19 protein-coding genes and 3 pseudogenes are annotated in these 24,415 nt (G+C 68.1%); 14 read left to right on the forward strand and 8 right to left on the reverse strand.

The features are described 5' to 3' along the window. Positions 1–41: 41 nt before the first annotated feature. A complete protein-coding gene (locus A7D17_RS01800; protein ID WP_064507535.1) occupies positions 42–656 on the reverse strand; it encodes a CDP-alcohol phosphatidyltransferase family protein in 615 nt (204 codons plus the stop codon). A 74-nt stretch (positions 657–730) separates the two neighbouring features. Here A7D17_RS01800 and purH point away from each other — a divergent pair, with 74 nt between their 5' ends. The 7 genes and pseudogenes from purH (at position 731) to yccS (ending at position 7,697) form a co-directional block, all read left to right on the forward strand. Beyond that, a complete protein-coding gene (purH, locus tag A7D17_RS01805) occupies positions 731–2,314 on the forward strand; it encodes a bifunctional phosphoribosylaminoimidazolecarboxamide formyltransferase/IMP cyclohydrolase (RefSeq protein ID WP_064507536.1) in 1,584 nt (527 codons plus the stop codon). A gap of 22 nt (positions 2,315–2,336) precedes the next feature. Continuing rightward, positions 2,337–3,182 (forward strand): hypothetical protein, encoded by an 846-nt coding sequence (locus tag A7D17_RS01810; RefSeq protein WP_064507537.1) that lies wholly within the window; start codon positions 2,337–2,339, stop codon positions 3,180–3,182. Positions 3,183–3,213: 31 nt separating this feature from the next. Next, positions 3,214–4,509 carry a phosphoribosylamine--glycine ligase gene (gene purD / locus A7D17_RS01815; protein WP_064507538.1) on the forward strand — a complete coding sequence of 432 codons (1,296 nt, stop codon included), beginning with the start codon at positions 3,214–3,216 and terminating at the stop codon, positions 4,507–4,509. 130 nt (positions 4,510–4,639) lie between these two features. Then, a pseudogene (locus A7D17_RS23845) lies at positions 4,640–4,816 on the forward strand (phosphoribosylglycinamide synthetase C domain-containing protein); the annotation flags it as partial. Between the two features lie 125 nt (positions 4,817–4,941). After that, positions 4,942–5,088 (forward strand): annotated as a pseudogene (locus A7D17_RS23850) (phosphoribosylglycinamide synthetase C domain-containing protein); the annotation flags it as partial. A gap of 138 nt (positions 5,089–5,226) precedes the next feature. Continuing rightward, positions 5,227–5,416 (forward strand): annotated as a pseudogene (locus A7D17_RS24555) (hypothetical protein). 67 nt (positions 5,417–5,483) lie between these two features. Then, the gene (yccS, locus tag A7D17_RS01835; protein ID WP_064507593.1) at positions 5,484–7,697 is read left to right on the forward strand and encodes a YccS family putative transporter; all 2,214 of its coding nucleotides are present in this window, start codon (positions 5,484–5,486) and stop codon (positions 7,695–7,697) included. A gap of 253 nt (positions 7,698–7,950) precedes the next feature. Here yccS and A7D17_RS01840 read toward each other — a convergent pair whose 3' ends face one another. After that, entirely contained in the window at positions 7,951–9,141 is a 1,191-nt protein-coding gene (locus A7D17_RS01840; RefSeq protein ID WP_064507541.1) for an MFS transporter, read from the reverse strand. 97 nt (positions 9,142–9,238) lie between these two features. On the opposite strand from A7D17_RS01840, the gene A7D17_RS01845 reads away from it, so the two are divergent. The 4 genes from A7D17_RS01845 to A7D17_RS01860 all read left to right on the forward strand — a co-directional run bounded on the left by A7D17_RS01845 (position 9,239) and on the right by A7D17_RS01860 (position 13,745). Further along, entirely contained in the window at positions 9,239–10,114 is an 876-nt protein-coding gene (locus A7D17_RS01845; RefSeq protein WP_064507542.1) for a LysR family transcriptional regulator, read from the forward strand. A 234-nt stretch (positions 10,115–10,348) separates the two neighbouring features. After that, positions 10,349–12,271, forward strand: a complete 1,923-nt coding sequence (locus tag A7D17_RS01850) for an MFS transporter (protein ID WP_064507543.1) — start codon at positions 10,349–10,351, stop codon at positions 12,269–12,271. Positions 12,272–12,990: 719 nt separating this feature from the next. Then, complete coding sequence (locus tag A7D17_RS01855) at positions 12,991–13,335, forward strand: CD225/dispanin family protein (RefSeq protein ID WP_064507544.1); 345 nt, start codon at positions 12,991–12,993, stop codon at positions 13,333–13,335. Then, positions 13,335–13,745, forward strand: a complete 411-nt coding sequence (locus A7D17_RS01860) for a DUF2752 domain-containing protein (RefSeq protein WP_064507545.1) — start codon at positions 13,335–13,337, stop codon at positions 13,743–13,745. The genes A7D17_RS01855 and A7D17_RS01860 overlap by 1 nt, the downstream gene beginning before the upstream one ends. Before the next feature lie 133 nt (positions 13,746–13,878). Here the strand turns inward: A7D17_RS01860 and ampE are convergent, their stop codons facing one another. The 5 genes from ampE to A7D17_RS01885 form a co-directional block, all read right to left on the reverse strand. Further along, positions 13,879–14,772, reverse strand: coding sequence for a regulatory signaling modulator protein AmpE (gene ampE / locus A7D17_RS01865; RefSeq protein ID WP_064507546.1), 894 nt, complete (start codon positions 14,770–14,772; stop codon positions 13,879–13,881). 127 nt (positions 14,773–14,899) lie between these two features. Beyond that, positions 14,900–15,799: an NAD(+) diphosphatase gene (gene nudC, locus A7D17_RS01870; protein ID WP_064507547.1), complete on the reverse strand. Its 900-nt coding sequence runs from the start codon at positions 15,797–15,799 to the stop codon at positions 14,900–14,902. A gap of 366 nt (positions 15,800–16,165) precedes the next feature. Next, positions 16,166–16,552 (reverse strand): iron-sulfur cluster insertion protein ErpA, encoded by a 387-nt coding sequence (gene erpA / locus A7D17_RS01875; RefSeq protein WP_064507548.1) that lies wholly within the window; start codon positions 16,550–16,552, stop codon positions 16,166–16,168. An 80-nt stretch (positions 16,553–16,632) separates the two neighbouring features. Then, on the reverse strand, positions 16,633–17,082 hold the full coding sequence (locus A7D17_RS01880) for a bactofilin family protein (RefSeq protein ID WP_064507549.1): 450 nt from the start codon (positions 17,080–17,082) through the stop codon (positions 16,633–16,635). A gap of 3 nt (positions 17,083–17,085) precedes the next feature. Continuing rightward, on the reverse strand, positions 17,086–17,823 hold the full coding sequence (locus A7D17_RS01885) for a DUF6776 family protein (protein ID WP_064507550.1): 738 nt from the start codon (positions 17,821–17,823) through the stop codon (positions 17,086–17,088). A gap of 128 nt (positions 17,824–17,951) precedes the next feature. Here A7D17_RS01885 and A7D17_RS01890 point away from each other — a divergent pair, with 128 nt between their 5' ends. From A7D17_RS01890 to A7D17_RS01900, 3 genes are read left to right on the forward strand one after another with little or no spacing between them, the layout of a single operon-like run. Next, the gene (locus tag A7D17_RS01890) at positions 17,952–18,578 is read left to right on the forward strand and encodes a DUF4126 domain-containing protein (RefSeq protein WP_064507551.1); all 627 of its coding nucleotides are present in this window, start codon (positions 17,952–17,954) and stop codon (positions 18,576–18,578) included. 38 nt (positions 18,579–18,616) lie between these two features. Continuing rightward, positions 18,617–20,578 (forward strand): EAL domain-containing protein, encoded by a 1,962-nt coding sequence (locus A7D17_RS01895; protein ID WP_064507552.1) that lies wholly within the window; start codon positions 18,617–18,619, stop codon positions 20,576–20,578. Between the two features lie 39 nt (positions 20,579–20,617). Continuing rightward, positions 20,618–22,882 carry an ATP-binding protein gene (locus A7D17_RS01900; RefSeq protein ID WP_064507594.1) on the forward strand — a complete coding sequence of 755 codons (2,265 nt, stop codon included), beginning with the start codon at positions 20,618–20,620 and terminating at the stop codon, positions 22,880–22,882. A 738-nt stretch (positions 22,883–23,620) separates the two neighbouring features. On the opposite strand, the gene bfr is transcribed toward A7D17_RS01900, so the two are convergent. Next, positions 23,621–24,091 carry a bacterioferritin gene (bfr, locus tag A7D17_RS01905; RefSeq protein ID WP_005990707.1) on the reverse strand — a complete coding sequence of 157 codons (471 nt, stop codon included), beginning with the start codon at positions 24,089–24,091 and terminating at the stop codon, positions 23,621–23,623. Positions 24,092–24,415: the final 324 nt, after the last annotated feature.

Below are 24,415 nucleotides of genomic sequence, written 5' to 3' on the forward strand. Positions count from 1 at the left end.
TGACGGCGCGGCCGGAGATTCGGTGGGCAACGACGGCGCGCTCAGCCGGCCGGCGCCTCTGCCAGCCCGGCATGCACCCGCCGCCCTACCGTGGCCAGGCAGGCGATGCACAGCGCCATGGCGACCCAGGTGACGCCACGCGGCCCCAGCAGGCCGCAGGCCAGGCCCAGCCCCACCACGCCGATGACGAAGGCACGGTCGCTCTTGCCCATCGGCCCGTCGTAGCGGCGACTGGCACCGACCATCAGCCCGAGCACGCCGGCGTATTCGGTCAGCGCCGCCAGCAGCGCAAACAGCCACAGCCAGTGCGCGCCCACGCCCGGCACACCGAGCAGGCTCAAGTACAGCGCTGCATCGGCCACCACGTCGCACAACTCGTTGAGGTAGGCGCCCAGCCGCGATTGCTGGCCGAACTCGCGCGCCAGCATGCCGTCGATGGCATTGAGGCCCATGCGCAGCAGCATCCACACCGGCAGCAGCAGGTAGAGCCAGGGCCAGCTGGCGCCGGCGCGGTAGACCACCGCTGCCACCAGCAGCGACACCGCCGCCGCGGTGAGTGTCACCTGGTTGGCGGTGATGCTGCCGCGGTGAAGCGCGCCCACCATGGGCCGCAGCAGCGCCTGGAAGCGTCCCTTCAATGCATAGATCGAGGCCATACGGGGGTGTTGAGTCCATTCGAGCGCTGGCGCAGCCTACAATATCGGCTGCTCCGCTTCGACATCCCCCACCGATGGCCACTGATTTCCTGCCCGTGCGCCGGGCCCTGCTCTCCGTTTCCGACAAGACCGGCCTGATCGACCTGGCCCGCGCGCTGGTGGCGCGCAACATCGAGCTGCTGTCCACCGGCGGCACCGCCAAGGCGATCCGCGAGGCCGGCCTGCCGGTGAAAGACGTCGCCGATCTCACCGGCTTCCCGGAAATGATGGACGGCCGGGTCAAGACCCTGCACCCGTTGGTGCACGGCGGCCTGCTCGGCCGCGCCGGCGTCGATGAGGCGGTGATGGCCGAACACGGCATCGCGCCGATCGACCTGCTGGTGCTGAACCTGTATCCGTTCGAGTCGGTGACGGTGAAGGCCGATTGCACCCTGGCCGACGCGGTGGAAAACATCGACATCGGCGGCCCGGCAATGCTGCGCAGCGCGGCCAAGAACTTCGCGCGCGTAGCCGTGGCCACCGATCCGGCGCAGTACGCCGACCTGCTGGCCGAATTGGAAGCCAACGGCGGCCAGCTGTCGGCGGCCAAGCGCTTTGCGCTGTCGGTGGCCGCGTTCAACCGCGTGGCGCAATACGACGCGGCGATCAGCAACTATCTCTCGGCAGTGGCCGACAGCGCCGAAACCGTGCCCACGCGCAGCCCGTTCCCGGCGCAGATCAATTCCAACTTCATCAAGGTCATGGACCTGCGCTACGGCGAAAACCCGCACCAGTCCGGCGCGTTCTACCGCGACCTGTATCCGGTGCCGGGCACGCTGGCCACCTTCCAGCAGTTGCAGGGCAAGGAGCTCAGCTACAACAACCTGGCCGATGCCGATGCGGCGTGGGAATGCGTGCGCCAGTTCGACGCGCCGGCCTGCGTGATCGTCAAGCACGCCAATCCGTGCGGCGTGGCGGTGGGCGCGGCCTGCGGCGATGCCTACGAGCTGGCCTATGCCACCGACCCCACCAGCGCGTTCGGCGGCATCCTGGCCTTCAACAAGACGCTGGATGCGGCCACCGCAAAAGCCATTCTGGATCGCCAGTTCGTCGAGGTCTTGATCGCCCCCGACTACGAAGCCGGCGCGCTGGAATACGCCACCAAGAAGGCCAATGTGCGCGTGCTCAAGATTCCGCACGGTAATGGCCTCAACAACTACGACACCAAGCGGATCGGCTCGGGCCTGTTGATGCAGTCGGCCGACAACCGCGGCATGTCGCTGGGCGAATTGAGCGTGGTCACCCAGCGCGCGCCCAGCGATGCGGAACTGGGCGATCTGTTGTTCGCCTGGCGCGTGGCCAAGTACGTCAAATCCAACGCAATTGTCTATGCCAAGGACAGCCGCACCATTGGCGTGGGCGCCGGGCAGATGAGCCGCGTGGTCAGCGCCAAGATCGCCGCGCTCAAGGCCGAAGAAGCCAAGCTCACGGTGGCCGGCTCGGTGATGGCATCGGATGCGTTCTTCCCGTTCCGCGACGGCATCGATGCCGCCGCGGCAGCCGGCATCAAGGCAGTGATCCAGCCCGGCGGCTCGATGCGCGATGGCGAAGTGATCGCTGCCGCCGACGAACACGGCATCGCGATGGTGTTCACCGGCGTGCGCCATTTCCGGCACTGAGCCCAACGACAAGGACCGCGCCATGCGCCGATTGCGCTGCTTCGCCGCCGCACTTGCTGTTGCCGGCCTGATCGCTGGATGCAGGCAGGAAACCGCGCCGGCACCGGCGCCCCCGGCGACGGCCAGCGCAGCCGCGGCGACCGAACCACAGCTGAGCCGCACCGCGCGGCTGGAAGCGTTCGTGCGGACGCGCTATGGCGCAACGGCCGGGTTGGCTACGGCCTGGAGCGGCGAGGCCGATGGCTTCAAGGCCGACAGCCAGGTCTGCGCCGAGCAACCGGTGGTGGTCGGCGAACAGGTGCAGCAGCTGCTGGCGGTGTGCCATCGCCTCAGCGACGGCGGCCACGGCAATCCCGGGCTGATCGACTTTTTCGTGCTGCGCAGCGACGGCGACAGCTTCAAGGTGGTGGCCGAAAAACTGTCCGAGACCTTCGGCAGTGATGGCAATCCCGGCAGCGTGGAGGTGTTGCGGCTGGGCAGCGATTTTTACGGTTTCATCGTGCACAGCTTCTGGATGGGCCAGGGCCTGGTCCTGGAATCGCAGGACCTGGTGGTGCCCGGCCCCAAGGGGGTGGTCAATGCCGGATCGCTGCGCGCGCACATCGACAACAGCGGCGCGCTGGCCTGCGACGACGATGCACGCGAGCCGGAGCAGACCCGCGAACAGTGCCTGGCCGACGCCTTCGATGTGGACTTCACCCTGGATGTGGACAGCAGCAACGCGCAGGCGCGCACCTGGCCGCTGCGCATCCACGAGCACGGCAGCGATTGCGGACAGACGCTGGACACCACCCACGTGTTCGCGCTCGACACCAAGCGCTGGAGCTACCCCTTCCCCAACGCCCTGCAGCGCGAAGGCTGCAAGTAGCGCCTCTTTCCCGTACTAGCGAGCAGCTCTCTTGAAAATTCTCGTCATCGGCTCCGGCGGCCGTGAACATGCCCTGGCCTGGAAGATCGCCCAATCCGCACGCGTGAGCGAGGTACTGGTGGCGCCGGGCAATGCCGGCACCGCCAGCGAGGCCAAGTGCCGCAATGTCGCGATCAAGGTCGATGACCTCGACGGCCTGCTGGCGCTGGCGCAGCGCGAGGCCGTCGCGCTCACCGTGGTCGGCCCGGAAGTGCCGCTGGTGCTGGGCGTGGTCGACCGCTTCCATGCCGCTGGCCTGCGTATCTTCGGGCCCACCGCCAAGGCCGCGCAGCTGGAAGGCAGCAAGGCTTTCGCCAAGGATTTCCTGGCCCGCCACGGCATTCCCACTGCGTATTACGCCGTGCACACCGAGGTGGACGCGGCACTGGCCTACGTGCGCGACAAAGGCGCGCCGATCGTGGTCAAGGCCGATGGCCTGGCCGCCGGCAAGGGCGTGATCGTGGCGATGACCCTGGCCGAGGCCGAAGACGCGGTGCGCGACATGCTCTCGGGCAATGCGTTCGGCGATGCCGGCGCACGCGTGGTCATCGAGGAATTCCTCGATGGCGAAGAAGCCAGCTTCATCTCCATGGTCGACGGCAGCCACGCCTTGCCGATGGCTACCAGCCAGGACCACAAGCGCGTCGGCGATGGCGACACCGGCCCCAATACCGGCGGCATGGGCGCGTACTCGCCAGCTCCGGTGGTCACGCCCGAGGTGCATGCACGGGTGATGCGCGAGGTGGTCGAGCCCACCGTGCAGGGCATGATCGCCGACGGCGTGCCGTTTACCGGGTTTCTGTATGCCGGGCTGATGATCGATGCGCACGGCGCGCCCAAGGTGATCGAATTCAACGTGCGCTTCGGCGACCCGGAGACCCAGCCGGTGATGCTGCGCCTGCAGTCGGACCTGGTGGATCTGGTCGAAGCGGCCATCGACGGCACGCTGGACCGCACGCAAGCGCAGTGGGATCCGCGTCCGTCGTTGGGTGTGGTGATCGCCGCCAGTCCCTATCCGGAAACCCCGGTCACCGGCGAGGTCATCACCGGCCTGGACCAGGTGCCGGCCAGCGCCAAGGTGTTCCATGCCGGCACCGTCTTGAATGGCGACGGCCAGGTGGTCAGCGCCGGTGGCCGCGTGCTATGCGTGGCCGCCCTGGGCGACAGCGTGCAGGACGCACAGCGCACCGCCTATGCCGGCCTGCAGCCGATCCATTGGCCCAGCGCCTTCCAGCGCAGCGATATCGGCTGGCGTGCCATCGCCCGCGAGCGGCAGGCGCAGGGCTAAGCCGCGCCCTTCCCCCGCCGGCGGGGAAGGTGCCCGAAGGGCGGATGGGGGCAAGCACGGACATCGGCCGGTTGTTGGCCGACGCCGGTTGTTGGCCGAATAGAGCAACAGCTCGCGGGTGGTCCCTGACGGCCAGGTGCTCAGCGCCTGTGGCCGCTTGCTGTGCGTGGCCGCGCTCGGCGACAGCGTGCAGGACGCACAGCGCACCGCCTATGCCGGCCTGCAGCCGATCCACTGGCCCAGCGCCTTCCAGCGCAGCGATATCGGCTGGCGTGCCATCGCCCGCGTGCGGCAGGCGCAGGCCTAAGCCGCGCCCTTCCCCCGCCGGCGGGGGAAGGTGCCCGAAGGGCGGATGGGGGCAAGCACGGACATCGGCCGCTTGTTGACCGACGCCGGTTGTTGGCCGAACAGAGCAACAGCTCGCGGGTGGTCGCCGACGGGCAGGTGCTCAGCTCCGGTGGCCGCGTGCTATGCGTGGCCGCGCTCGGCGACAGCGTGCAGGACGCACAGCGCACCGCCTATGCCGGCCTGCAGCCGATCCACTGGCCCAGCGCCTTCCAGCGCAGCGATATCGGCTAGCGTGCCATCGCCCGCGTGCGGCAGGCGCAGGCCTAAGCCGCGCCCTTCCCCCGCCGGCGGGGGAAGGTGCCCGAAGGGCGGATGGGGGCAAGCACGGACATCTGCCGGTTGTTGGCCGAACAGAGCAACAGCTCGCGGGTGGTCGCCGACAAGGCGGTGTTCAAGCTCGCAACCACAGATTGCAAGCTCGCCAGACGCGGTAGACGGCCGTGTCGGTGGCCTGACGCGCAGTTCGCGCCACTGCGCGCTGGCGCGTTCAGTGGGGCTGCGGCGCAATCGCGCACTGCGCTCCAGTCCGCACACCTCCCGGCTACTGACAAAGAACTAGCCCCTGTCCACACCGGCGGCGCGTGCCTGCGGCAATAATGCTGGGCACGCTTGCCCATCGACAGACCGTGGCCACCACTTCCTTCGAAACCCGCCTCAGCCGCTTGTGGGCCCATGAAAAGGCCAGCTACGGCCTGCGTGTGTTCATCGCACTGGCGGTGGCCCTGGGCGTGTGCTGGCACCGGCAGGAACTGACCGCGGTGCCGGCGCTGTTCCTGGGCATCATCGCCAGCGCCATTGCCGAGACCGACGACAACTGGCTGGGCCGCACGAAATCGGTGCTGCTGTCGTTGCTGTGTTTTGCCGCTGCCGCAGCGGCCGTGACGCTGCTGTTCCCCTACCCGCTGCCATTCGTAATCGGCATGGCGCTGGCCACGTTCTCGCTGACCCTGCTCGGCGCACTGGGCGAGCGCTATGCTTCGATCGCGCAGGCCACGGTGGCCTTGTCGATCTACGCCATGATCGGCATGGATCAACATGGCAGCCACGATCCGCGCATCGCCTGGCAGGGCGCAGCGTTGCTGATGATCGGGGCCGGCTGGTATGGCGTGCTGTCGATCCTGTGGACCGTTCTGTTCGCCAATCGCCCGGTGCGCGAGCGGCTGTCGCGGCTGTTCTTCGAGTTGGGCCTGTATCTGCGGCGCAAGGCCGATCTGTTCGAACCGGTGCGGCAAAGCGACCTGCATGCGCGCCGGCTCGCACTGGCCGAGCAGAATGCCCGCGTGGTGGCCGCGCTCAACGCTGCCAAGACCGCCATCATCAGCCGCTTCGGCCGTTCCGGCCGGCCGGGCGTGCAGTCGGGCCTGTATTTCCGGCTGTATTACATGGCGCAGGAATTCCACGAGCGCGCCAGTTCCTCGCATTACCCGTACGAGGCGCTGACCGACGCGTTCTTCCATAGCGATGTGCTGTACCGCTGCCAGCGCCTGCTCGCGCTACAGGGCAAGGCCTGCGCGGCGCTGGGCGAAGCCATCCGCCTGCGCCAGCCATTCGACTACGGCGACAACAGCCGCCTGGCCACCGAAGACCTGCGCCAGTCGCTGGATTACCTGCACGCGCGCGCCGACCCGGCGCTGGCGCGCCTGCTGGGCGCACTGGAGCTGCTGGTGACCAACCTGCAGACCATCGAACGGCGCCTGTCCGAAGCGGCGCAGTCCGATTCCACCAGCGACCAGATCGATACCCGCCTGCGCGATTCTTCGCCGCACACCCTGCGCGAAATGGCCGCGCGCCTGGGCCAGCAACTCACCCCGGGCTCGGTGCTGTTCCGGCACGGGCTGCGCATGGCCATCGCACTGGTGGTGGGCTATGCGGTGATGCAGTCCATCCATGCCGACAACGGTTACTGGATCCTGCTCACCACCGCGTTCGTCTGTCGCCCCAACTACGGCGCCACCCGCCTGCGGCTGGTGCAGCGCATTGCCGGCACCCTGATCGGCCTGGTCGCCACCTGGGCGCTGATGCAGTTGTTCCCCAGCACCGAAGTGCAGCTGCTGCTCGCATTGGTGGCCACGCTGGTGTTCTTCATCGCGCGCACCGACCGCTACATGCTGGCCACCGCCGGCATTACGGTGATGGCATTGTTCTGCTTCAACCTGCTCGGCAATGGGTTCGTGCTGATCTGGCCGCGCCTGATCGACACGGTGATAGGCTGTGCGATCGCCGCGGCGGCCTCGTTCCTGATCCTGCCTGACTGGCAGGGCCGCCGGCTCAACCAGGTGATGGCCACGGTGCTGGCCAGCTGCGCGCGTTACCTGGGCCAGGTGCTGGAGCAATATGCCAGCGGCATGCGTGACGACCTGCCCTACCGCATCGCACGCCGCGACATGCACAACGCCGATGCCGCGCTGTCGGTGGCGCTGTCCAACATGCTGCGCGAGCCGGGCCGCTACCGGCGCAACCTGGAAGCGGGGTTCCGCTTCCTGGCGCTGTCCAACACCTTGCTTGGCTATCTCTCCGCGCTGGGCGCGCACCGCGCCGCGCTGGAGGGCGGACACGATGCCACCATCGCCCAGGCCGGCGAGTATCTGCAGCGCGCGCTCGGTGCGCTCGCCACCGCATTGGGCCAGCGCCAACCGCTGCCGCTGCACGACGAAAGCGAAGAACTGGCCATGGCCGAAGCACTCGAACAGCACGCAGTGCAGCTGCCGCCCAAGCAGCGGCTGGTGCGCGACCAACTGGCGCTGACCCTGCGCCTGCTGCCCAAGCTGCGCGCTGCAGCGCTGGCGGTCACCGAGGCACCGGCCGACAACGCCGCTCCCAAGGCGTTGCAGCGCGCGTAGCCCGCGGCCCGAATGGCAGCGTTGGGGACCGCGCTGCCGGGCCGGCGCGCACCAGCGTCTTGGCACCGCCAGCACCTGGCTGAAGACTGCTGACGCTCCGTATTCACACTGCGCGGTCCGTTGCGTTGTCGGCACCTGCTGCAGACGTGGCTGCGCCGGATGGCTCACGCCGCAACGACCGCGCTAAACCGGTCATCGCGTGTCGACGCCGCCGCCACGCATCCGCGCCCCGGCAGGCATGCTGCAGCGTTGCTCATTTCCAGGTGCCCCGCGACACACTGAGCGCCACCCAGCCCAATGCCGCCAGCGCCAGCAGCGCGCCACCGACTACCACGCCCGGCCAGCCGGCCTGCGCGTAGGCCGCCGTGCTCAGCGTCGAGCCCACCGCACCGCCAATGAAGTAACAGGTGATATAGGCCGACGTGATGCGGTTGCGCGCCTGCGGATTGCGTTGATAGATCACGCTCTGGTTGGCGATATGCACGCCCTGCACCGCGATATCCAGCAGCAGCACGCCAACGATCAGCAGCGCCATCGACTGCGGCGCGAACGCCAGCAGCCCCCACGACAACAGCAGCATCACCAGCCCGCCCCAGCTGACGCGGTCGCCATGGCCGTGATCGGACCAGTGGCCGGAGCGGTTGGCGGCCAGCGCACCGGCGGCACCAATCAGGCCGAACAAGCCGATCACCACCGTGCCATAGCCGTACGCCGGCCCGGACAGCAGGAACGCCAGCGTGGTCCAGAACATGCTGAAGCCGGCAAAGATCAGCCCCCCCAGCACCGAGCGCGAACGCAGCACCGCATCGTCGCGCAGCAGCGTCAGCACCGAGCCCACCAGATGCGGGTAGGACAATTGCGCATTGCCTGGATGCCGCGGCAGCCCGCGCCACAGCAGTCCCGCGGTCACCAGCAGCAGCCCGGAGGCGATCCAGTACACCGTATGCCAGCCGCCCACGCCAGCCAGCAGGCCCGCCGCCGTGCGCGCCAGCAGGATGCCCAGCAACAGCCCGCTCATCACCGTGCCGATCACCCGTCCGCGCTCGTGCGGGGCGGCCAGGGTGGCGGCAAACGGCACCAGGATCTGCGCCGCCACCGAGCTGGCGCCGGTCACGATCGTGCCGGCCAGCAACATGCCGAAACTGTGCGAGGCGGCGCTGACCAGCAGGCCCAGCGCACTGAGCACGAACAGGCCGACGATCAGCCCGCGCCGCTCCAGTCGGTCGCCCAACGGCACCAGCAGCAACAGGCCGGCCGCGTACGCCAGCTGCGCGGCGGTCACCACCGCGCCGGCGCTACGGACCTGGATCGTGAAGGTCTGGGCCAGGGTTTCCAGCAACGGCTGCGCGTAATAGTTGCTGGCCACCGCCAGCCCGGTGGCGGTGGCCATCAGCAGCACCAGCCGGCGCGGAAGCGGTGGATGGGCAGTGGAGTCGACGGTCATGGCGAAGGCCTGCAGAAGGAATGGGCGCAGTGTGGGCAGCGCGCCGGCATCTTTCCAATGTATTGTTTTCACCGTCTCCATCGTGTTTTGAGATTGCATGCTGACCCTGCGCCAACTCGAATTTGCGGTGGCCGTGGCCGAAGAAGGCGGCTTTACCGCCGCCGCCCGCCGCTGCAACACCGTGCAATCGGCGCTCAGCCACCAGGTAGCCAAGATCGAGGAAGCGCTGGGCGCGCGGCTGTTCGAGCGCGGCCCACGCCAGGTCCGGCCCACCGCAGCCGGCGAGGTATTCCTGCACAACGCCCGCCAGACCCTGCGCGCAGCCGAGCGCCTGCACGAGGAAATGGCGCAGGCGCTGGGCACCGTGCGCGGGCAGCTGACGCTGGGGCAGATCTCCTCGCTGAGCACGGTGCGGGTGCCGGCATTACTGCGCCAGTTCCGCGCCGCGCACGCGCGCGTGGACGTGCATCTGCGCACCGCCATGAGCGAGGCCTTGCTGCACGATCTGGGCGAAGGCCGCCTGGACGTGGCCCTGGTCGGCGTAGGCCCGCAGGTGACGGTGCCGGCGCAGCGCCTGCTGCTGCATGAAGAACCGCTTGCGCTGATCGTGGCGCCCAGCCACCGCTTTGCCACACGCAAGCGGGTGGCACTGGCCGAGCTGGAAGACGAACCGATGGCCGGGCTGGTGGCCGGCGCCGGCGTGCGCGGCATCATCGATGTGGCCTTCGAACACGCCGGGCTGCGCCAACGCCGGCAGTACGAAGTCACCCACGCCGACCTGATGCGCGAGCTGGTCGCCGCCGACCTGGGCGTTGGAATCGTGCCGCAGACCATGGCCGCAGCCATGCGCGAGGTGGTGACCGTCGCCCTGAAGGAGCGCTTCGTGTTCCTGACCTATGCGGTATGGCGGCCGGACCCCACCCCGGCCGCGCGCGCCTTCGTGGCCTTGTTGCGCGCCGCCAGCACCACCTAGCGCGGCGGCGGTGCACGGGTACCGATAGCGCGAGCAGGGCCACTCCATGCGGTGCTATCGATCCCGGGCAGCGGGTACGCCGGCCGGCCGCGCGTGCAGACGTGTCGGCCACCGCTCCGGTCGCCCGGGCGGCGTGCGCACGGCCTCGGCCCGGACATCCCGGCGAGTGCATCGCCCATCCACCAGCACGCCGTGGAAGCCTGCTAGGCTGCGCGCGTTCGCAAAGGAAACTGCATGTCCGGTCACAGTCAGTTCGCCCTGCTCAGGCAGCGTCGCTTCTTGCCGTTCTTCGCCGTCCAGGCGCTGGGCGCGTTCAACGACAACGTGTATCGGCAGGCCATCATCGGCCTGCTGTTCTATCTGGGCATCGACGCGGCGCAGCGCACGCTCTATACCAACCTGGCGCCGGCACTGTTCATCCTGCCGTACTTCCTGTTCTCCGCGCTGGCCGGGCAGATCGCCGAGAAGCTGGAAAAACAAAAACTCATCGTGATCACCACCACGATGGAGATCGCCATCATGTCGCTGGCCGCGGTGGGCTTCATCACCGAGAACATGGTGATCCTGCTGGTTGCGCTGTTCTGCACCGGGCTGCAATCCACGCTGTTCGGGCCGGTGAAGTATTCGATCCTGCCCTCGGTGCTCAAGCCGGAGGAACTCACCGGCGGTAACGGCCTGGTCGAGATGGGCACCTCGATCTCGATCCTGTGCGGCATGATCTTCGGCGGCTTGATCTTCCAGATCGCCGGCAGCCACGGTCCGGAGGCCGCGGCCACTGCGGTGATCGCAATTGCCGTTACCGGCAACCTGGTGGCGCGGCTGGTACCGCGCGTCGACGCCGGCGCGCCCGAGCTGACCATCAACTGGAATCCCATCCCCGAATCGCGCGCCATCATGCGCCTGACCCGGCGCACGCCGGCCGTGCGCAACTCGGTGCTGGGCGTGTCGTGGTTCTGGTTCGTCGGCACTGTGCTCACCGCGCAGCTGCCCAGCTATGCGCAGCTCAACCTCGGCGGCCAGCAGGACCTGTACGTGTTCGCGCTGGCGCTGTTTTCGATCGGCACCGGCGTCGGCTCGCTGCTGTGCGAACGGCTGTCCGGGCGCACCGTGGAAATCGGCCTGGTGCCGTTGGGTGCCTTCGGCATCAGCGCGTTCCTGCTGGACTTGTACTTCGCCCGCCCCGGCGCGGCGCCGGTGACCGAGCTGTCGATCGGCCAGTTCGTGCAGCAGCCCGGCAGCGTGCGGCTGATCATCGATCTGGTCGGCATCGGCCTGTTCACCGGTCTGTTCGTGGTGCCGTTGTTTGCGCTGATCCAGAGCCGCACACCCAAGGCCGAGCTATCGCGCGTGATCGCCGGGCTCAACATCCAGAATTCGTTGTTCATCGTGGCCGCGGCGGTCATCGGCATCGCGCTGCAGCTGCCGCAGGTGGTGCTGTTCGGCCACCGCATTCCGATGCCGGGCCTGAGCATTCCGCAGGTATTCCTGGCGCTGGCGATCGCCAACACGCTGGTGGCGTTGTGGATCTTCACCCTGGTGCCCGAATTCCTGATGCGCTTCCTCAGCTGGGTGCTGGTGAGCGTGTTGTACCGGCTACGCGCACGCGACATCGACACCCATGTGCCCGACGACGGCGCCGCATTGCTGGTGTGCAACCACGTCAGCTACATGGACGCGCTGATCCTGTCGGCGGTGATCCCGCGCCCGGTGCGCTTTGTCATGTACTACAAGATCTTCCGCATCCCGGTGATGCGCTGGATCTTCCGCACCGCCAAGGCCATCCCGATCGCCGGCGCGCGCGAAGACCCGGCGTTGATGCAACAGGCCTTCGACCGCATCGATGCGGCGCTGGCCGATGGCGAGCTGGTGTGCATCTTCCCCGAAGGTGCGTTGACCAAGGACGGCGAGATTGCCGCGTTCAAATCCGGTGTCGAAAAGATCCTGAAGCGGCGCAACGTGCCGGTGATCCCGATGGCGCTGCGTGGCATGTGGTCGAGCATGTGGAGCCGGCGCGACACGCGCCTGGGTCGCATGCGGGTGCCGCGCCGGATGCGTGCGCAGATCGAGGTGGTCGCCGGCCCCGTCATTGCCGGCGACCAGGCCAGCGCCGCGCTGCTCGAACAACAGGTGCGTGCGCTGCGCCAGGACCACCCCTGAGCCGCCAGGTGCGGGGCTTTGCGTCCATCGCGCACCGCGAGTAGCCTGTGCGCCACTGCACGCTTTACCGCCGCGTTCGCCAAGCGGGCGCGGCAGGTCGTACCGGGGGACGTCGTTGTGCTCAACATCATCGCGCCTGAGGCGTCTGCCGTGATCGGCGCGCGTCACTCCTGCCAGCGGCTGGCTGTCATGCCGGCAGCGGCAGGCATGCGAATGCGTGCGCTTGCTGCGCGGCTGCGGAGCGTCAGGTCGATGGCGCGTGCAAACGTCCGGCCCGGTGCTGCGCGCCCGGCGTCCGCGGATGCCCACAGCTCAATCGCAGCGCACGCTCACCGCACTGTCGCTTCAGGCCCCTGCGGCCATCGCGAGCGTGCGACGTGCACGTCGCCGCTGCGCCCGGCACCCGGTAACCCACCCCACTCACCCATCAGTTCACTGTTGTTTACCACCCAAGGAGCTTCACCATGAATGCGTGCGCTTGCTGCGCGGCTGCGGAGCGTCAGGTCGATGGCGCGTGCAAACGTCCGGCCCGGTGCTGCGCGCCCGGCGTCCGCGGATGCCCACAGCTCAATCGCAGCGCACGCTCACCGCACTGTCGCTTCAGGCCCCTGCGGCCATCGCGAGCGTGCGACGTGCACGTCGCCGCTGCGCCCGGCACCCGGTAACCCACCCCACTCACCCATCAGTTCACTGTTGTTTACCACCCAAGGAGCTTCACCATGAGTGCCATCCCGCCGCCGATCCATCCCTCGTCCAGCGCCGCACCCGGCCCGGTGCCTAACCACCTGATCTGGGCGATCGTCTCCACCGTGCTCGGCTTCTGCCTGTGCTGCCCGGCCCTGATCACCGGCATCGTGGCGATCGTGTTCTCCAGCAAGGTCAATGGCCTGCTCAACATGGGCGACATCGACGGCGCGCGCCGCGCCTCCAATACCGCCAAGACCTGGTGCATCGTGACCAGTGTGCTGGCCGTGATCGGCCTGCTGATCAATATCGGCATGGTCGCCACCGGCGGCATGCAGGGCTACATGGACTACATGCAGCAGTTGCAGCACATGCAGTGATGGAACTGCGTCCACGCCACTGGCTTGGACTGGGGGCGGCCACCAGCGTGGCCGCCTTTGGCGTGTCGCTGCTGTACCGCTTCGATCCGAACGCAAGCAACAGCCCGTTCCCGCCCTGCATGTTCCGCGCCGTTACCGGCTGCTACTGCCCCGGCTGCGGCATGACCCGCGCATTGTATGCACTGGTGCATTTCGATCTCCCCGGCGCCTTCGCGATGAACCCGGCAGCGGTCCTCGGCCTGTTCACCCTGCCCGGCCTGATCGCCTGGAAAGCCGGCTGGCGCGCGCAATGGTTCGCCCCGGTAGTGACCGTGATGTCCGAGCCGAAATTCTGGCTATGGGCATTGCCCATGTACTGGATTGCACGGAATCTGCCCTGGTTTCCGTTTACGCTGCTGGCGCCGGGTTAGGGGCTACACGCAACTCGGTGGGGCCTGCCGCGGCTGGTGTTCGAGTCAGCGGCTGCAAGGCCCCTTCCAGGGTCAACTGCGGGTCGCCTGACATCGGGCGACGCTGACTCCACGTCCTGGACCGCTGCAAGTCCTACCGCACCCATCCCGCAATCACCAACAACGCCAGCACCACCATCCACAGCAGCAGCACGCGCCAGACCAGGCTCATTGCATCGCGCACTTCCGGCAGCCGGCGCCACACCGGCACCAGTCCCGAATCGGTGTAGTCGTGGGCTTCCTCGCGCAGGTCGGCACTGACGCTGGCACGCGCCACCGCGCCCAGGAAATGCGGCTCCAGCGTCCAGCGGTTGCCGTGTGCTTCGCGCCAGGCCCGAAACACCGTGTCGAAATTGCCCACCAGCGCCATCGACACCGTGATCAGCTGCGCCACCGGCCATTCCAGCACCGCCAGCAACCAACGCGCACCAGCGAGGTTGCGTGGCGGCAGCAGCACCGCCAGCGGGCTTTCCACCGCCAGGGCGGTCAGCCGATACAGCACCGCGCCGAACGGCCCCAGCAGCAGGAACCACCACAGCACGGCGAACCAGCGGCGCAGGCCGTTGACCACCACCGCCTCCACCAGCGACGGCGCATCCTCATGCACGCTGCCACCGGCCGCCTGCAGGTGCGAAATTGCCTCGCGTCGCGCGCCAGGCGCATCGGCGTCGATCACCGCTTCGACATCGCGATCCAGATCGCGCGGGCCCCAGGTCCAGGCCAGCACCGCCACGCCGAACAGCAGCGACAGGAAGCCGTGCCACACATCGTCCAGCGCCCATTGCAGCAGCGCGACCACGACCAGCACCGGCAATAGCGCCAGCAGCACGCCGTAGCGGTCTTGCCACGCACCGCGCCCAGCGGCGTAGCTGTCCAGCCGGCGCAGCCAGTGGCCGAACCATTCGAAACGCCGCAGCCTGGCCACCTGCGCCGGCACCAGATGGCCCAGCGTGAGTGCGACGACGACGGCAACCAGGGTGGTGAACATGGGTGTCCCTCCTCAGCCGAGTCTAGCCGAGCAGACGCAACCGGACTGCAACAACGCGTCTGCGCCGTTTGCAGGCGCGGCAGCGCGCTGCACGGCGAGCGGGCCGCAAGGGGCGACGCCGAGGCACTCAGCCATGGGTGCGATACCAGTGCTCGATCAGCGCGCGCGCAATCGAGATGGCCGGCGGCAAGCCGATGCCCTCGTCTCCCCCCTGCCCGGCCAGCGCTGCACCGACCTCGGCATGGCTGACCCAGCGTGCGTCTTCCAGCTCGCCGGTGACCTGCGGCACCTCGCTGGCGGCCGCATGCGCACTGAAGCCCAGCATCAACGCGCCGGGAAATGGCCACGGCTGCGCGCCCAGGTAGCTGCAGTGCTGGATCCGCACGCGGGTCTCCTCGTGCACTTCGCGCGCCACGGTCTGCTCCAGCGATTCGCCCGGCTCGACGAAGCCGGCAATCACCGAATAGCGCCGTGGCGCCCAGCTGGCCTGGCGGCCCAGCAGCAGCCGCTGCCCGTCACTGACCGCAACGATGATCGCCGGGTCCACGCGTGGGTAGTGCTCGGTCTGGCATTGCGTGCAATGCGCGATGAAGCCGGCACGGCGAAACACGATCGCCCCGCCGCAGACGCCGCAAAACCGCGTGCGCGCCTGCCAATGCAACATCGCCCGCGCATACGACACCGCAGTGGCAATGTCTGCCGGCCATTCGGCTGCCGCCTGGCGCAGGTCTACCCGTTGCGGCGCCTTCAGATCGAGCGGGTCGGCCGACAGGCAGAACCAGCCCTGGCCATCACGCACCCCCAGGAAGATCGCCGCCTCCGGCCCGTCGGCAAGCGCGGCGCCCTGCAGCAACAGCGGCTGCCCCTGCGCATCGGCCAGAGCAGTGCCCTTGGCATCGATCAACAGCACATGGCCCTGCATCCACAGCTGCGCCAGGGCAGCCGGGTCGTCACGCAGCGCATCGGCGCGATCCAGTGGCGCGTGGGTGAAGGCAAAACCGGACAACGGAAGAGTGGATTCTGACATCGGCGCAAGCCTGCCGATAATCGGCGACACCCGCAACCATGCCGCGCACAGTCGTCGCACACCCCACGCTGCACGTTCAGACGCTGACGCGATGGCTGCGAGCGATCGGTGCACTGCCAGCGGTTGCGGACATTGCGGCCCTGCTGCGCGCTGGCACAGCGGCGCGCACCCAGCCAACGCAAGCGTCCATCGGCGCAGCGCAGGCGATTGCTGGCAGCGCGGCCCCGCCGCAGCGCGCTTGTGCAGCGGCACCCAACCAGCCACCGCAAGCACGCTCCAGCCAGCAGTGTTGCCGAGTGAACTCAGCCGCTGGATCGATCACCACCGTGGACGCGTGCCACATGCATCCACGCCAGCACGCACGCCTTACACGCTGAAGCTGCTCCCGCACCCGCAGGTGGTCTTGGCATTGGGGTTGCGGATCACGAACTGCGCGCCGGTCAGGCTTTCGGTGTAGTCCACCTCGGCACCCATCAGGTACTGCAGGCTCAGCGGGTCGACCAGCAGCGTCACGCCGTCGGTGGCCACGGCCAGATCGTCTTCGGCGCGGTTCTCGTCGAACTCGAACCCGTACTGGAAGCCGGAACACCCGCCGCCCTGGATGTACACGCGCAACGCCAGGTCGGCGTTACCTTCTTCCTGGATCAGCTCGCGCACCTTGGCGGCGGCAGCGCCGGAGAAGTTCAACGGCCGGTCGATGGACTGGTAGTCCGGCGCCGGGGCGGCAGTGGGAAGCGAAACGAGCGTACTCATGCCGTCAGCATGGGGGCCGGGCGGCTTCACTTCAAGCCGAATGTGCCGGCCACACGCTCGCGCTTCAGCCGCAGCGAGGCTCAGGCGTCGGCAGTTTCGGGCTGCGCGGCCTTGGCCGACTCGGCGCGATGGCCTTCCGGGGCCGGCAGCGCCGCGGTGGCGCCTGCGGCGGCGGCATGGATCAGGCGTCCGGTGAGCTGCGCGCCGGCGCTCATCTCCACCACCTGGTAATGCACGTTGCCCTGCACGCGCGCATTTGCGGCCAGTTCGACCCGCTCGGCGGCGTGCACGTCGCCGGTCAACTGGCCGTTGATGATCACCACCGGCGCGCGCACTTCGCCCTCGATGCTGCCCTGCTCGGCCACGGTCAAGGTGGCGCTGGCGCCGTCTTCGGCAATCACCTTGCCCAGGATGCGGCCTTCCACATACAGGCCGCCGCTGAACATCAGGTCGCCGCGGATCACCACCTGCGGCCCGATCAAGGTATCGACCACGGTCTGCGCACCACGGTTGGATTTATTTCCGAACATGAGCTACTCCCCCGCGCCATTGCCGGCGACTTTCCAATCGAATGTCTGGTTGACCGGCGCCCCATCGCCGCTCAGGGAGATTTTGACACGTTGCGGGGTGAAATCCTTCGGCAGGATCACGCTGCCGTCCAGCTGCTGGAAATAGCGGAACGAATACGGCTGACCGGCGGCATCGGGCTTCTGGTGCAGCTCGTTCCAGCTCACCGTCACCAGCTTGCCGGCGCGCACGCCTTCCACCGCAAAGCGCAGCTGGCCCTGGCTGATCGCACCACGGTTGAGGTTCTGGGTCAGCACCACGCTGTAGTTCCAGGTGCCGCCGGCCTCGGCAGTGAACTGCACCGAATGCGCGTTGAGTCCCTTGCGCTGCGCGGTGGAGCCCACCAGCCGCTCGTAGAAGGCCACGTCGGCGCGCAGCGCGGCGATCTGCTCGTCGCGTTCGGCCAGCGAAGCCTGCACTTCGGTATTGGCGGCGCGGCTGATCTTGTCGGACATCGCCAGGTTGACCTGGCGCTGCTGCAACTGCTCAATCAGCTTGCGCTGCTGGGCCTGGCGGCGCTGTACCTGCTGCAACGCCGCCTCGGCCTGGGCCAGGCGGGGCGCTGCCGTCCGCGTGGCCATCCACCACACGCCGCCCAGCGATGCCAGCCACAGCAGGGCGATCACGCCCCACAGCCAGCGGCCGCTGGATGGACCACCGCCCGGCTCCCGTTGGACGATCTGAACGCGTGCGGCTGGTCTCATGGGCATCGGGTCCGGACGGGCCGGCGCTGTAGGCGGCGGCGTAGTGTGCCAGAGCCCCGGCGGCCGTCACGCTGGCGCTCGGCCGGCGGTTATCCGATAGTTCCGCATTGTTCGCAGGAAGCACCGCCATGAGCGAGGCCCATCTGTTCGTGATCGGCATCCTGCTGGCCTGGCTGGCCGGCATCCGCGTCTATCTCACCGTGTTCGGGGTCGGCCTGGCCGGCCTGCTCGGCTGGATCGAGCTGCCGCCCGCCCTGCATCCGGCGCAGTCGTGGTGGGTGCTGGGCACCTCCGGCGCGCTGGCGGTGGCCGAATTCTTCGCCGACAAGATTCCCGGCGTGGATTCGGGCTGGGATCTGTTGCAGACCCTGGCGCGGGTGCCGGCTGGCGCATTCCTGGCCGCCGCCACGCTGTCGCCCGACGGCGACCTGAGTACCGGCGTGCTGGCTGCCGGTGCAGGGGTGGCGCTGACCAGCCACACGCTCAAGGCCGGCAGCCGTGCCTTGCTCAACACCTCACCCGAGCCGGCCAGCAACTGGGTTGCCTCGCTGGCCGAGGACACCATCGCCACCACCGCATTGGCCTTGGCGCTGGCGCACCCGTGGCTGGCGTTGAGCCTGGCCGTGGGGTCCAGCGTGCTGGCCGCGCTGCTGGTGTGGTGGGTGTGGCGACTGCTGTGGCGTGGCATGCGCCGGCTGGTCGCGCCGGTGCGCGCGGCAAGCACGCCGGCTGCACGCCGCTCCCCGCTATCGTGAAGTTCATCGCATAATCATCGCGACTGCAGGGAGTATCGATGGCCGCCCGAGATCCGGTTCCTTTCACCACCCGTGACGACACCGCCACGCGTAATCGTCCGTTGCGCGCCGAGACGCCGCCGGCCGACTACTGGCGTCGCTGGGCCGACGAGGCCGCCAGCGCCGTCGAGAGCGCCGCGCCGGTGAGCGCCGCGATCATTCCCGCGCCTGCCGCGGCCACCGCGCCCAGCCAGGCGACGCCGCTCGCGCCGGTGCAGGCTGCGGCCGCCGTCGCCACCCCGCGCGCCTCGGCTGCACCGCCGCCTGCTGCGGCGCCTGCGACTACGTCCGACGGCGGCGACACCATCGCGGCCGATGCGCCGTATCGCGTACTGATCGTCGAAGACGACCGCTCGCAGGCCCTGTTCGCACAGAGCGTGCTGCATGGCGCCGGCATGCATGCGCAAGTCGAAATGACCGCCGCCAGCGTGCCGCAGGCGATCCAGGACTACCACCCGGACCTGATCCTGATGGATCTGCACATGCCCGAGCTGGACGGTATCCGCCTGACCACCCTGATTCGTCAGCAACCCGGCCAGCAGCTGCTGCCGATCGTATTCCTGACCGGCGACCCGGACCCGGAGCGCCAGTTCGAAGTGCTCGACAGCGGCGCCGACGACTTCCTGACCAAACCGATCCGCCCACGTCATCTCATCGCGGCGGTCTCCAACCGTATCCGCCGTGCGCGCCAGCAGGCACTGCAGCAGGCCGGCGAGCAGATCAGTGCGCGCAGCAATCCGGAAACCGGTTTGCCCACGCGCGGCCACGTGATGGACCTGCTCGGCGAAGCGCTGGAGCGCAAGCAGGCTGGCGGGCTGTTCTTCATCGAGATCGCCAGCGCGCTCGGCCTGCGCGAGCGTTACGGCTATGCCGCCTACGAGCGGTTGATGACCCAGGCCGGGCATCGCCTGGCCACCGCCGCACAGCCCTACCCGCTGGCCCGCCTGAACGACAACAGCTTCCTGCTGCTGGCCGTGGAGATGGACGAAGCCAGCCTGGAGCAGCGCGCGCTGGACATCCGCGAGCGGCTTTCCGCCAATGCCTTTGCGGTCCGCGAGGAAGAATCGGTGCACGTGCGCTGCGCCATCGGCGCCGCGCCGTTGAGCCTGGGCTTCGACGATACCGGCAGCGCGCTGGAGGCGGTCGAACGCACTGCGCTGCAGGCGCGCCTGCGCAGCGACGGCGTGCAGACCTATCTGGCCCCCAGCCAGGCCGAGCAGCAGGAACAACTGCGCCTGGTCGAAGGCCAGCTGGAACTGGCCTACCAGCCCATCGTGGCGGTGGCCGGCGGCGACACCGCGCAGTACCAGGTGCTGCTGCGGCTGCGCCAGGCCGATGGCACGCTGCTGTCGGCGGGCCAGGTCATCCCCGCCGCCGAGGCGGCCGGGCGCATCGCCGATCTCGACCAGCAGGTCATGGACCACGCGCTCGGGCTGCTGCACCTGTACCAGCACGCCAGCCCGCCGCTGCGGCTGTTCGTCTCGCAGTCCCCGCGCACCCTGGCGCGCGACGCGTTCGCCGACTGGCTGCTCAAGGCGCTGGCCGAACGCGGCGTGGCCGGGCAATCGTTGATCGTGGACCTGCGCCTGGACGATGCCTTGATCCACGCGGTCACGGTGCAGCAGTTCTGCGCCAAGCTGATGCCGGCCGGCGTGCAGTTCTGCCTCAGCCAGTTCGAACCGGGCGACGAAGCCAATGCCCTGCTCAGCCAATTGCCGCTGAGTTTCGTGCGCATGGCCAACCGCTTCGCCGATGCGCATGGCAATGCCGCCGTGCGCGACGAGCTGCGCGGCGTGATCGACATCGCCCACCAGCGCGGCCTGTTGATCATCGGCCAACGCATCGAAGATCCGCAGGCCGCCGCGGCCATGTGGATGAGCGGCGTGGATTTCATCCAGGGCAACCTGGTGCAGACCGTCGGCAAGGAACTGGACTTCGACTTCACGAACGCGGTGCTCTAAGTGACGGCGCAGGCAGGAGGCCTTCGCGCCTGGAGCAGTCTGGCCATCGTGGCGGCCATCGCCACCGCCACCGGCGCAGCCCTGCAGTGGAGCGCCGTGCAGGGGCCCTGGCGCAGCGTCATCGCCGCTGCCGCCACAGTGACCGTTGTGCTGGCAGTGTGCGCCGCCGTCGCCGCGCATCGCAGCCTCCGCGCTCAGCGGCAGCTGTTGCAGCGCCTGGACGAGACCGAACTGGCCCGCGAGCGCCTGCAACAGGAATTGCAACGCCACGGTGAGCTCGAACAGGAACTGTTACGCGCCAAGCAGGCCGCCGAAGCCGCCGCGCTGGCCAAGGGCGAGTTCCTGGCCACCATGAGCCACGAGATCCGCACTCCGCTCAACGGCATCATTCCGATGCTCGAGCTGATCTCGCGCGGCCAGCTCAGCCTGGACCAGCGCGACATGCTGCAGACCGCCACCGGCAGCTCGCTGCAGCTGCTGCGCATCGTCGACGACATCCTCGACTACTCCAAGCTCGAGGCCAACAAGCTCGAACTGGAAATCACCACCTTCAACCTGCGCGAGCTGCTCGACGGTGTGGTGCAGCTGCTGCAACGTACCGCCGAAAGCCGCCAGCTGCGCCTGGGCCTGGACATCGAGCCCTCGGTGCGGCTGCTGGTGCGCGGCGACCCGATCCGTCTGCGCCAGGTGCTGGGCAACCTGATCGGCAACGCGATCAAGTTCACCGAGCGCGGCAGCATCGATATCCAGCTGCGCCGCCTGGGCGAGACCCGCGCCCAGCACCTACTGCGCTTCCAGGTGCGCGACACCGGCATCGGCATCGCGCCCGACCAGCAGGCCCGCCTGTTCCGTTCCTTCGCCCAGGCCGATGCCTCCACCACGCGCCTGTACGGCGGCACCGGGCTGGGGTTGGCGATCTGCAAGCGCATCATCGACCTGATGGGCGGGCGCATCGGCGTGGAGTCCGAACCTGGGCGCGGTGCCACGTTCTGGTTCGAGATCCCGCTGCTCAAGGTCATCGGCGACCTGCAGCAGGCCACCGGCGTCGACGCCGCGCGGGTGATGGTCATCAGCTCCGATGCGCGCCTGCAGCAGCGCCTCAAGCGCCTGCTCGACGGCTGGGGCGTGGCGCATGTGCTGATGGAGACCACCCAGGAAGCGCTGGAGCGCGTGCGCCGCCACAGCGAGACCGAGGGCTTCCGCTGCGTCATCGCCGACCACGACACGCTGCGCTACAGCGCGCGCGCGGTGCATCGCGCACTGGCCCGTTCCGAGGACATGGGCGGTTCCCGGCTGGTCTGGCTCTACGGCGACGAACCGGTGCCCGGCGAGCTGCAGGAACATGCCACCCTGGTGCCGCGCCAGAGCCCGGACGAGGTCTTGCGCACGCTGGTGCTGCCGCCCGAAACCCGGCACGCGCATGCGCCGGCGCCTGCTTCGGCGATGATTCCCGAGCCGCTGCCGCCGCCAATGGCCAACGCACGCGAAGTGCGCATCCTGTTGGTCGAGGACAACCCGGTCAACCTGCTGGTCGCGCAGAAGCTGCTGGCAGTACTGGGCTTTGAAGCCGACACCGCCACCGACGGCGAAGCGGCGCTGAGCCGCATGGAATCCACCCGCTACGACATGGTCTTCATGGATTGCCAGATGCCGGTGCTGGACGGCTACGCCGCCACCCGCCGCTGGCGCGCGATGGAAACCGAAAGCGGCGGCCGCCCGATCCCGATCGTGGCGATGACCGCCAACGCCATGGCTGGCGACCGCGAACGCTGCCTGGCCGCCGGCATGGACGACTACCTTTCCAAGCCGGTCGCCCGCGAGCAACTCGACGCCTGCCTGCAGCGCTGGCTACCACGGCAGCCGTTGCTGCCCGGCTCGACCAGCGGCGCGACCCCGGCCGACCCCGAGAGCGCCAGCGCCGGCGCCCAGGCCCGCGCGCTGCCGATCCTGGACAGCAGCGTCATCGACGAGCTGTACGAGGTCGCTGGCGCAGACACCATCACCATCCTGCAGCTGTTCCTGGACGATGCCCCGGGCATCATCGAGCAACTGGAAGCGGCAGCGGCCAACCGCGACAGCATGCAGCTACGCGATCTGGCCCACACCCTCAAATCCTCCAGCGCCAACGTCGGCGCCCAGGCCGTTTCCAACGCCGCACGCCGGATCGAACTGGCCGCCCGCACCGGCACCATCGAGCGCCCCTCGGTGATGGTGGCGCTGGTGATCGCCGAATATGCCCGCGCCCGCCTGGCCCTGCTGGGCCAGGTGGCCCGCCTGCAGGCCGCCACCCGCGCAACCGGCTGAGCGATCACTCACCACTACCGGTCGCAGCCTGCCCGGCAATCCAGTCAGACTCACCTGCAATCTAGCCAGACTCACCTGCGATCCAATCAGATCCACCTGCAATCCAGAATGCTGCTGAAGTCAGATGTCGGAGGGGATGCATCTCTCTGGCAGGACACCAGCAGCCCAAGCCCGGGATCTCGGATTGGACATTCCGGAGGCAATCCCGGATCGAATCGCATCGAACCAGTCGGATCGCATCGAACCGGATCGAAGCTCGAAGCTCGAAGCTCGGATCTAGGATCAGAAGCGGAAGCGGAAGCGGAACATATCAGCCCCTCTCCCGCCGGGAGATGGGTTGGGGTGCGGGTACGGAGCGAAGCGATAAATAAAGTGTCCCGCGTCGCTGTGACGCTGTCCGCGCAACGCCATCTGCATCCAGCACGCACCATCAGACCCAGGTCTGAAAGCGCGTCAGATCACCAACACCTCATCACCGCACGCGCGTGCGGCCCACCCGAGCATCCATGCCCAACGCGCCGGGGCATTGAACGGCGCAGAAGCGTCCCACAGCAGAGGAAGCACACGCCCTACCTCCATCGCAGTGGAGATTGAAACCACGCTACCGGCAAACCCAACTGTGCTTCGCACGTCTAGCTGGATAGCCAGGGCCACACTCAGCGCCCGCACTTCCCCGATCCCAACCTGCCATCACCAACCTGCCTCGCTGCACCAGTAGCAGCGCAGCGCTGACCGCCCTCAGTCGTCCAGCTTGGTCAGCAGGTAATTCGGCTCGCCGATGCGCGCGACCAGATCCAGCTGGGTTTCCAGCCAGTCAATGTGCTCTTCTTCCGACTCCAGGATATCCACCAGCAACTGGCGGCTAACGTAGTCGTTGACGGTCTCCGCATAGGCCACCGCCTCGCGCAGCACCGCCACCGCCTCGCGCTCCAGCGCCAGATCGCAGCGGAACATCTCGGTGGGGTTTTCGCCAATGCGCAGCTTGCCCAGCGCCTGGAAATTCGGCAGCCCTTCGAGAAACAGGATGCGGTCGGACAACTTGTCCGCATGCTTCATTTCGTCGATGGACTCCTTGTACTCATGCTCGGCCAGTTCTTTCAGGCCCCAGTTCTTCAGCATCTTGGCGTGCAGGAAGTACTGGTTGATCGCAGTGAGTTCGTTGTAGAGCACCTTGTTGAGGTACTCGATGACCTTGGTATCGCCCTTCATGCGATGTCTCCGAGACAGTGAGCCGGCCGCACTTTAACGCGTTGGCGCGGCACATGAAGGAACGCGAATCGTGATCAGTTGCGTGATGCCTGGCGAGGCGACCCTGGTCGCAACCATCGACAGCCGGAACCGATCCACGATCTGCCGCAGTGAAAGGCCTGGCAGGATCGGCAGCGCGCGCCGCTCGACAACCGCGCAAGGCGTAAAAGCACCGGTCGAGCAAGATGAAGGGCGACCGGGCACCGGCAGTATCTCCACGGATGGTCTCCAGCGGCGACACGCAGGCCCAGCGAAGCTGCCGGTTGATCAAAGTTTCGGAATGTT

Origin of the sequence: Xanthomonas floridensis (assembly GCF_001642575.1) — a bacterium.
In the GTDB taxonomy this organism is placed as follows: domain Bacteria; phylum Pseudomonadota; class Gammaproteobacteria; order Xanthomonadales; family Xanthomonadaceae; genus Xanthomonas; species Xanthomonas floridensis.

Bases quoted from the DNA above. Each gene is read 5' to 3' on its own strand.
- A7D17_RS01800 (WP_064507535.1), bottom strand. From the start codon at position 656: ATGGCCTCGATCTATGCATTGAAGGGACGCTTCCAGGCGCTGCTGCGG.
- purH (WP_064507536.1), top strand. From the start codon at position 731: ATGGCCACTGATTTCCTGCCCGTGCGCCGGGCCCTGCTCTCCGTTTCC.
- A7D17_RS01810 (WP_064507537.1), top strand. From the start codon at position 2,337: ATGCGCCGATTGCGCTGCTTCGCCGCCGCACTTGCTGTTGCCGGCCTG.
- A7D17_RS01840 (WP_064507541.1), bottom strand. From the start codon at position 9,141: ATGACCGTCGACTCCACTGCCCATCCACCGCTTCCGCGCCGGCTGGTG.
- A7D17_RS01845 (WP_064507542.1), top strand. From the start codon at position 9,239: ATGCTGACCCTGCGCCAACTCGAATTTGCGGTGGCCGTGGCCGAAGAA.
- A7D17_RS01850 (WP_064507543.1), top strand. From the start codon at position 10,349: ATGTCCGGTCACAGTCAGTTCGCCCTGCTCAGGCAGCGTCGCTTCTTG.
- A7D17_RS01855 (WP_064507544.1), top strand. From the start codon at position 12,991: ATGAGTGCCATCCCGCCGCCGATCCATCCCTCGTCCAGCGCCGCACCC.
- A7D17_RS01860 (WP_064507545.1), top strand. From the start codon at position 13,335: ATGGAACTGCGTCCACGCCACTGGCTTGGACTGGGGGCGGCCACCAGC.
- ampE (WP_064507546.1), bottom strand. From the start codon at position 14,772: ATGTTCACCACCCTGGTTGCCGTCGTCGTCGCACTCACGCTGGGCCAT.
- nudC (WP_064507547.1), bottom strand. From the start codon at position 15,799: ATGTCAGAATCCACTCTTCCGTTGTCCGGTTTTGCCTTCACCCACGCG.
- erpA (WP_064507548.1), bottom strand. From the start codon at position 16,552: ATGAGTACGCTCGTTTCGCTTCCCACTGCCGCCCCGGCGCCGGACTAC.
- A7D17_RS01880 (WP_064507549.1), bottom strand. From the start codon at position 17,082: ATGTTCGGAAATAAATCCAACCGTGGTGCGCAGACCGTGGTCGATACC.
- A7D17_RS01885 (WP_064507550.1), bottom strand. From the start codon at position 17,823: ATGAGACCAGCCGCACGCGTTCAGATCGTCCAACGGGAGCCGGGCGGT.
- A7D17_RS01890 (WP_064507551.1), top strand. From the start codon at position 17,952: ATGAGCGAGGCCCATCTGTTCGTGATCGGCATCCTGCTGGCCTGGCTG.
- A7D17_RS01895 (WP_064507552.1), top strand. From the start codon at position 18,617: ATGGCCGCCCGAGATCCGGTTCCTTTCACCACCCGTGACGACACCGCC.
- bfr (WP_005990707.1), bottom strand. From the start codon at position 24,091: ATGAAGGGCGATACCAAGGTCATCGAGTACCTCAACAAGGTGCTCTAC.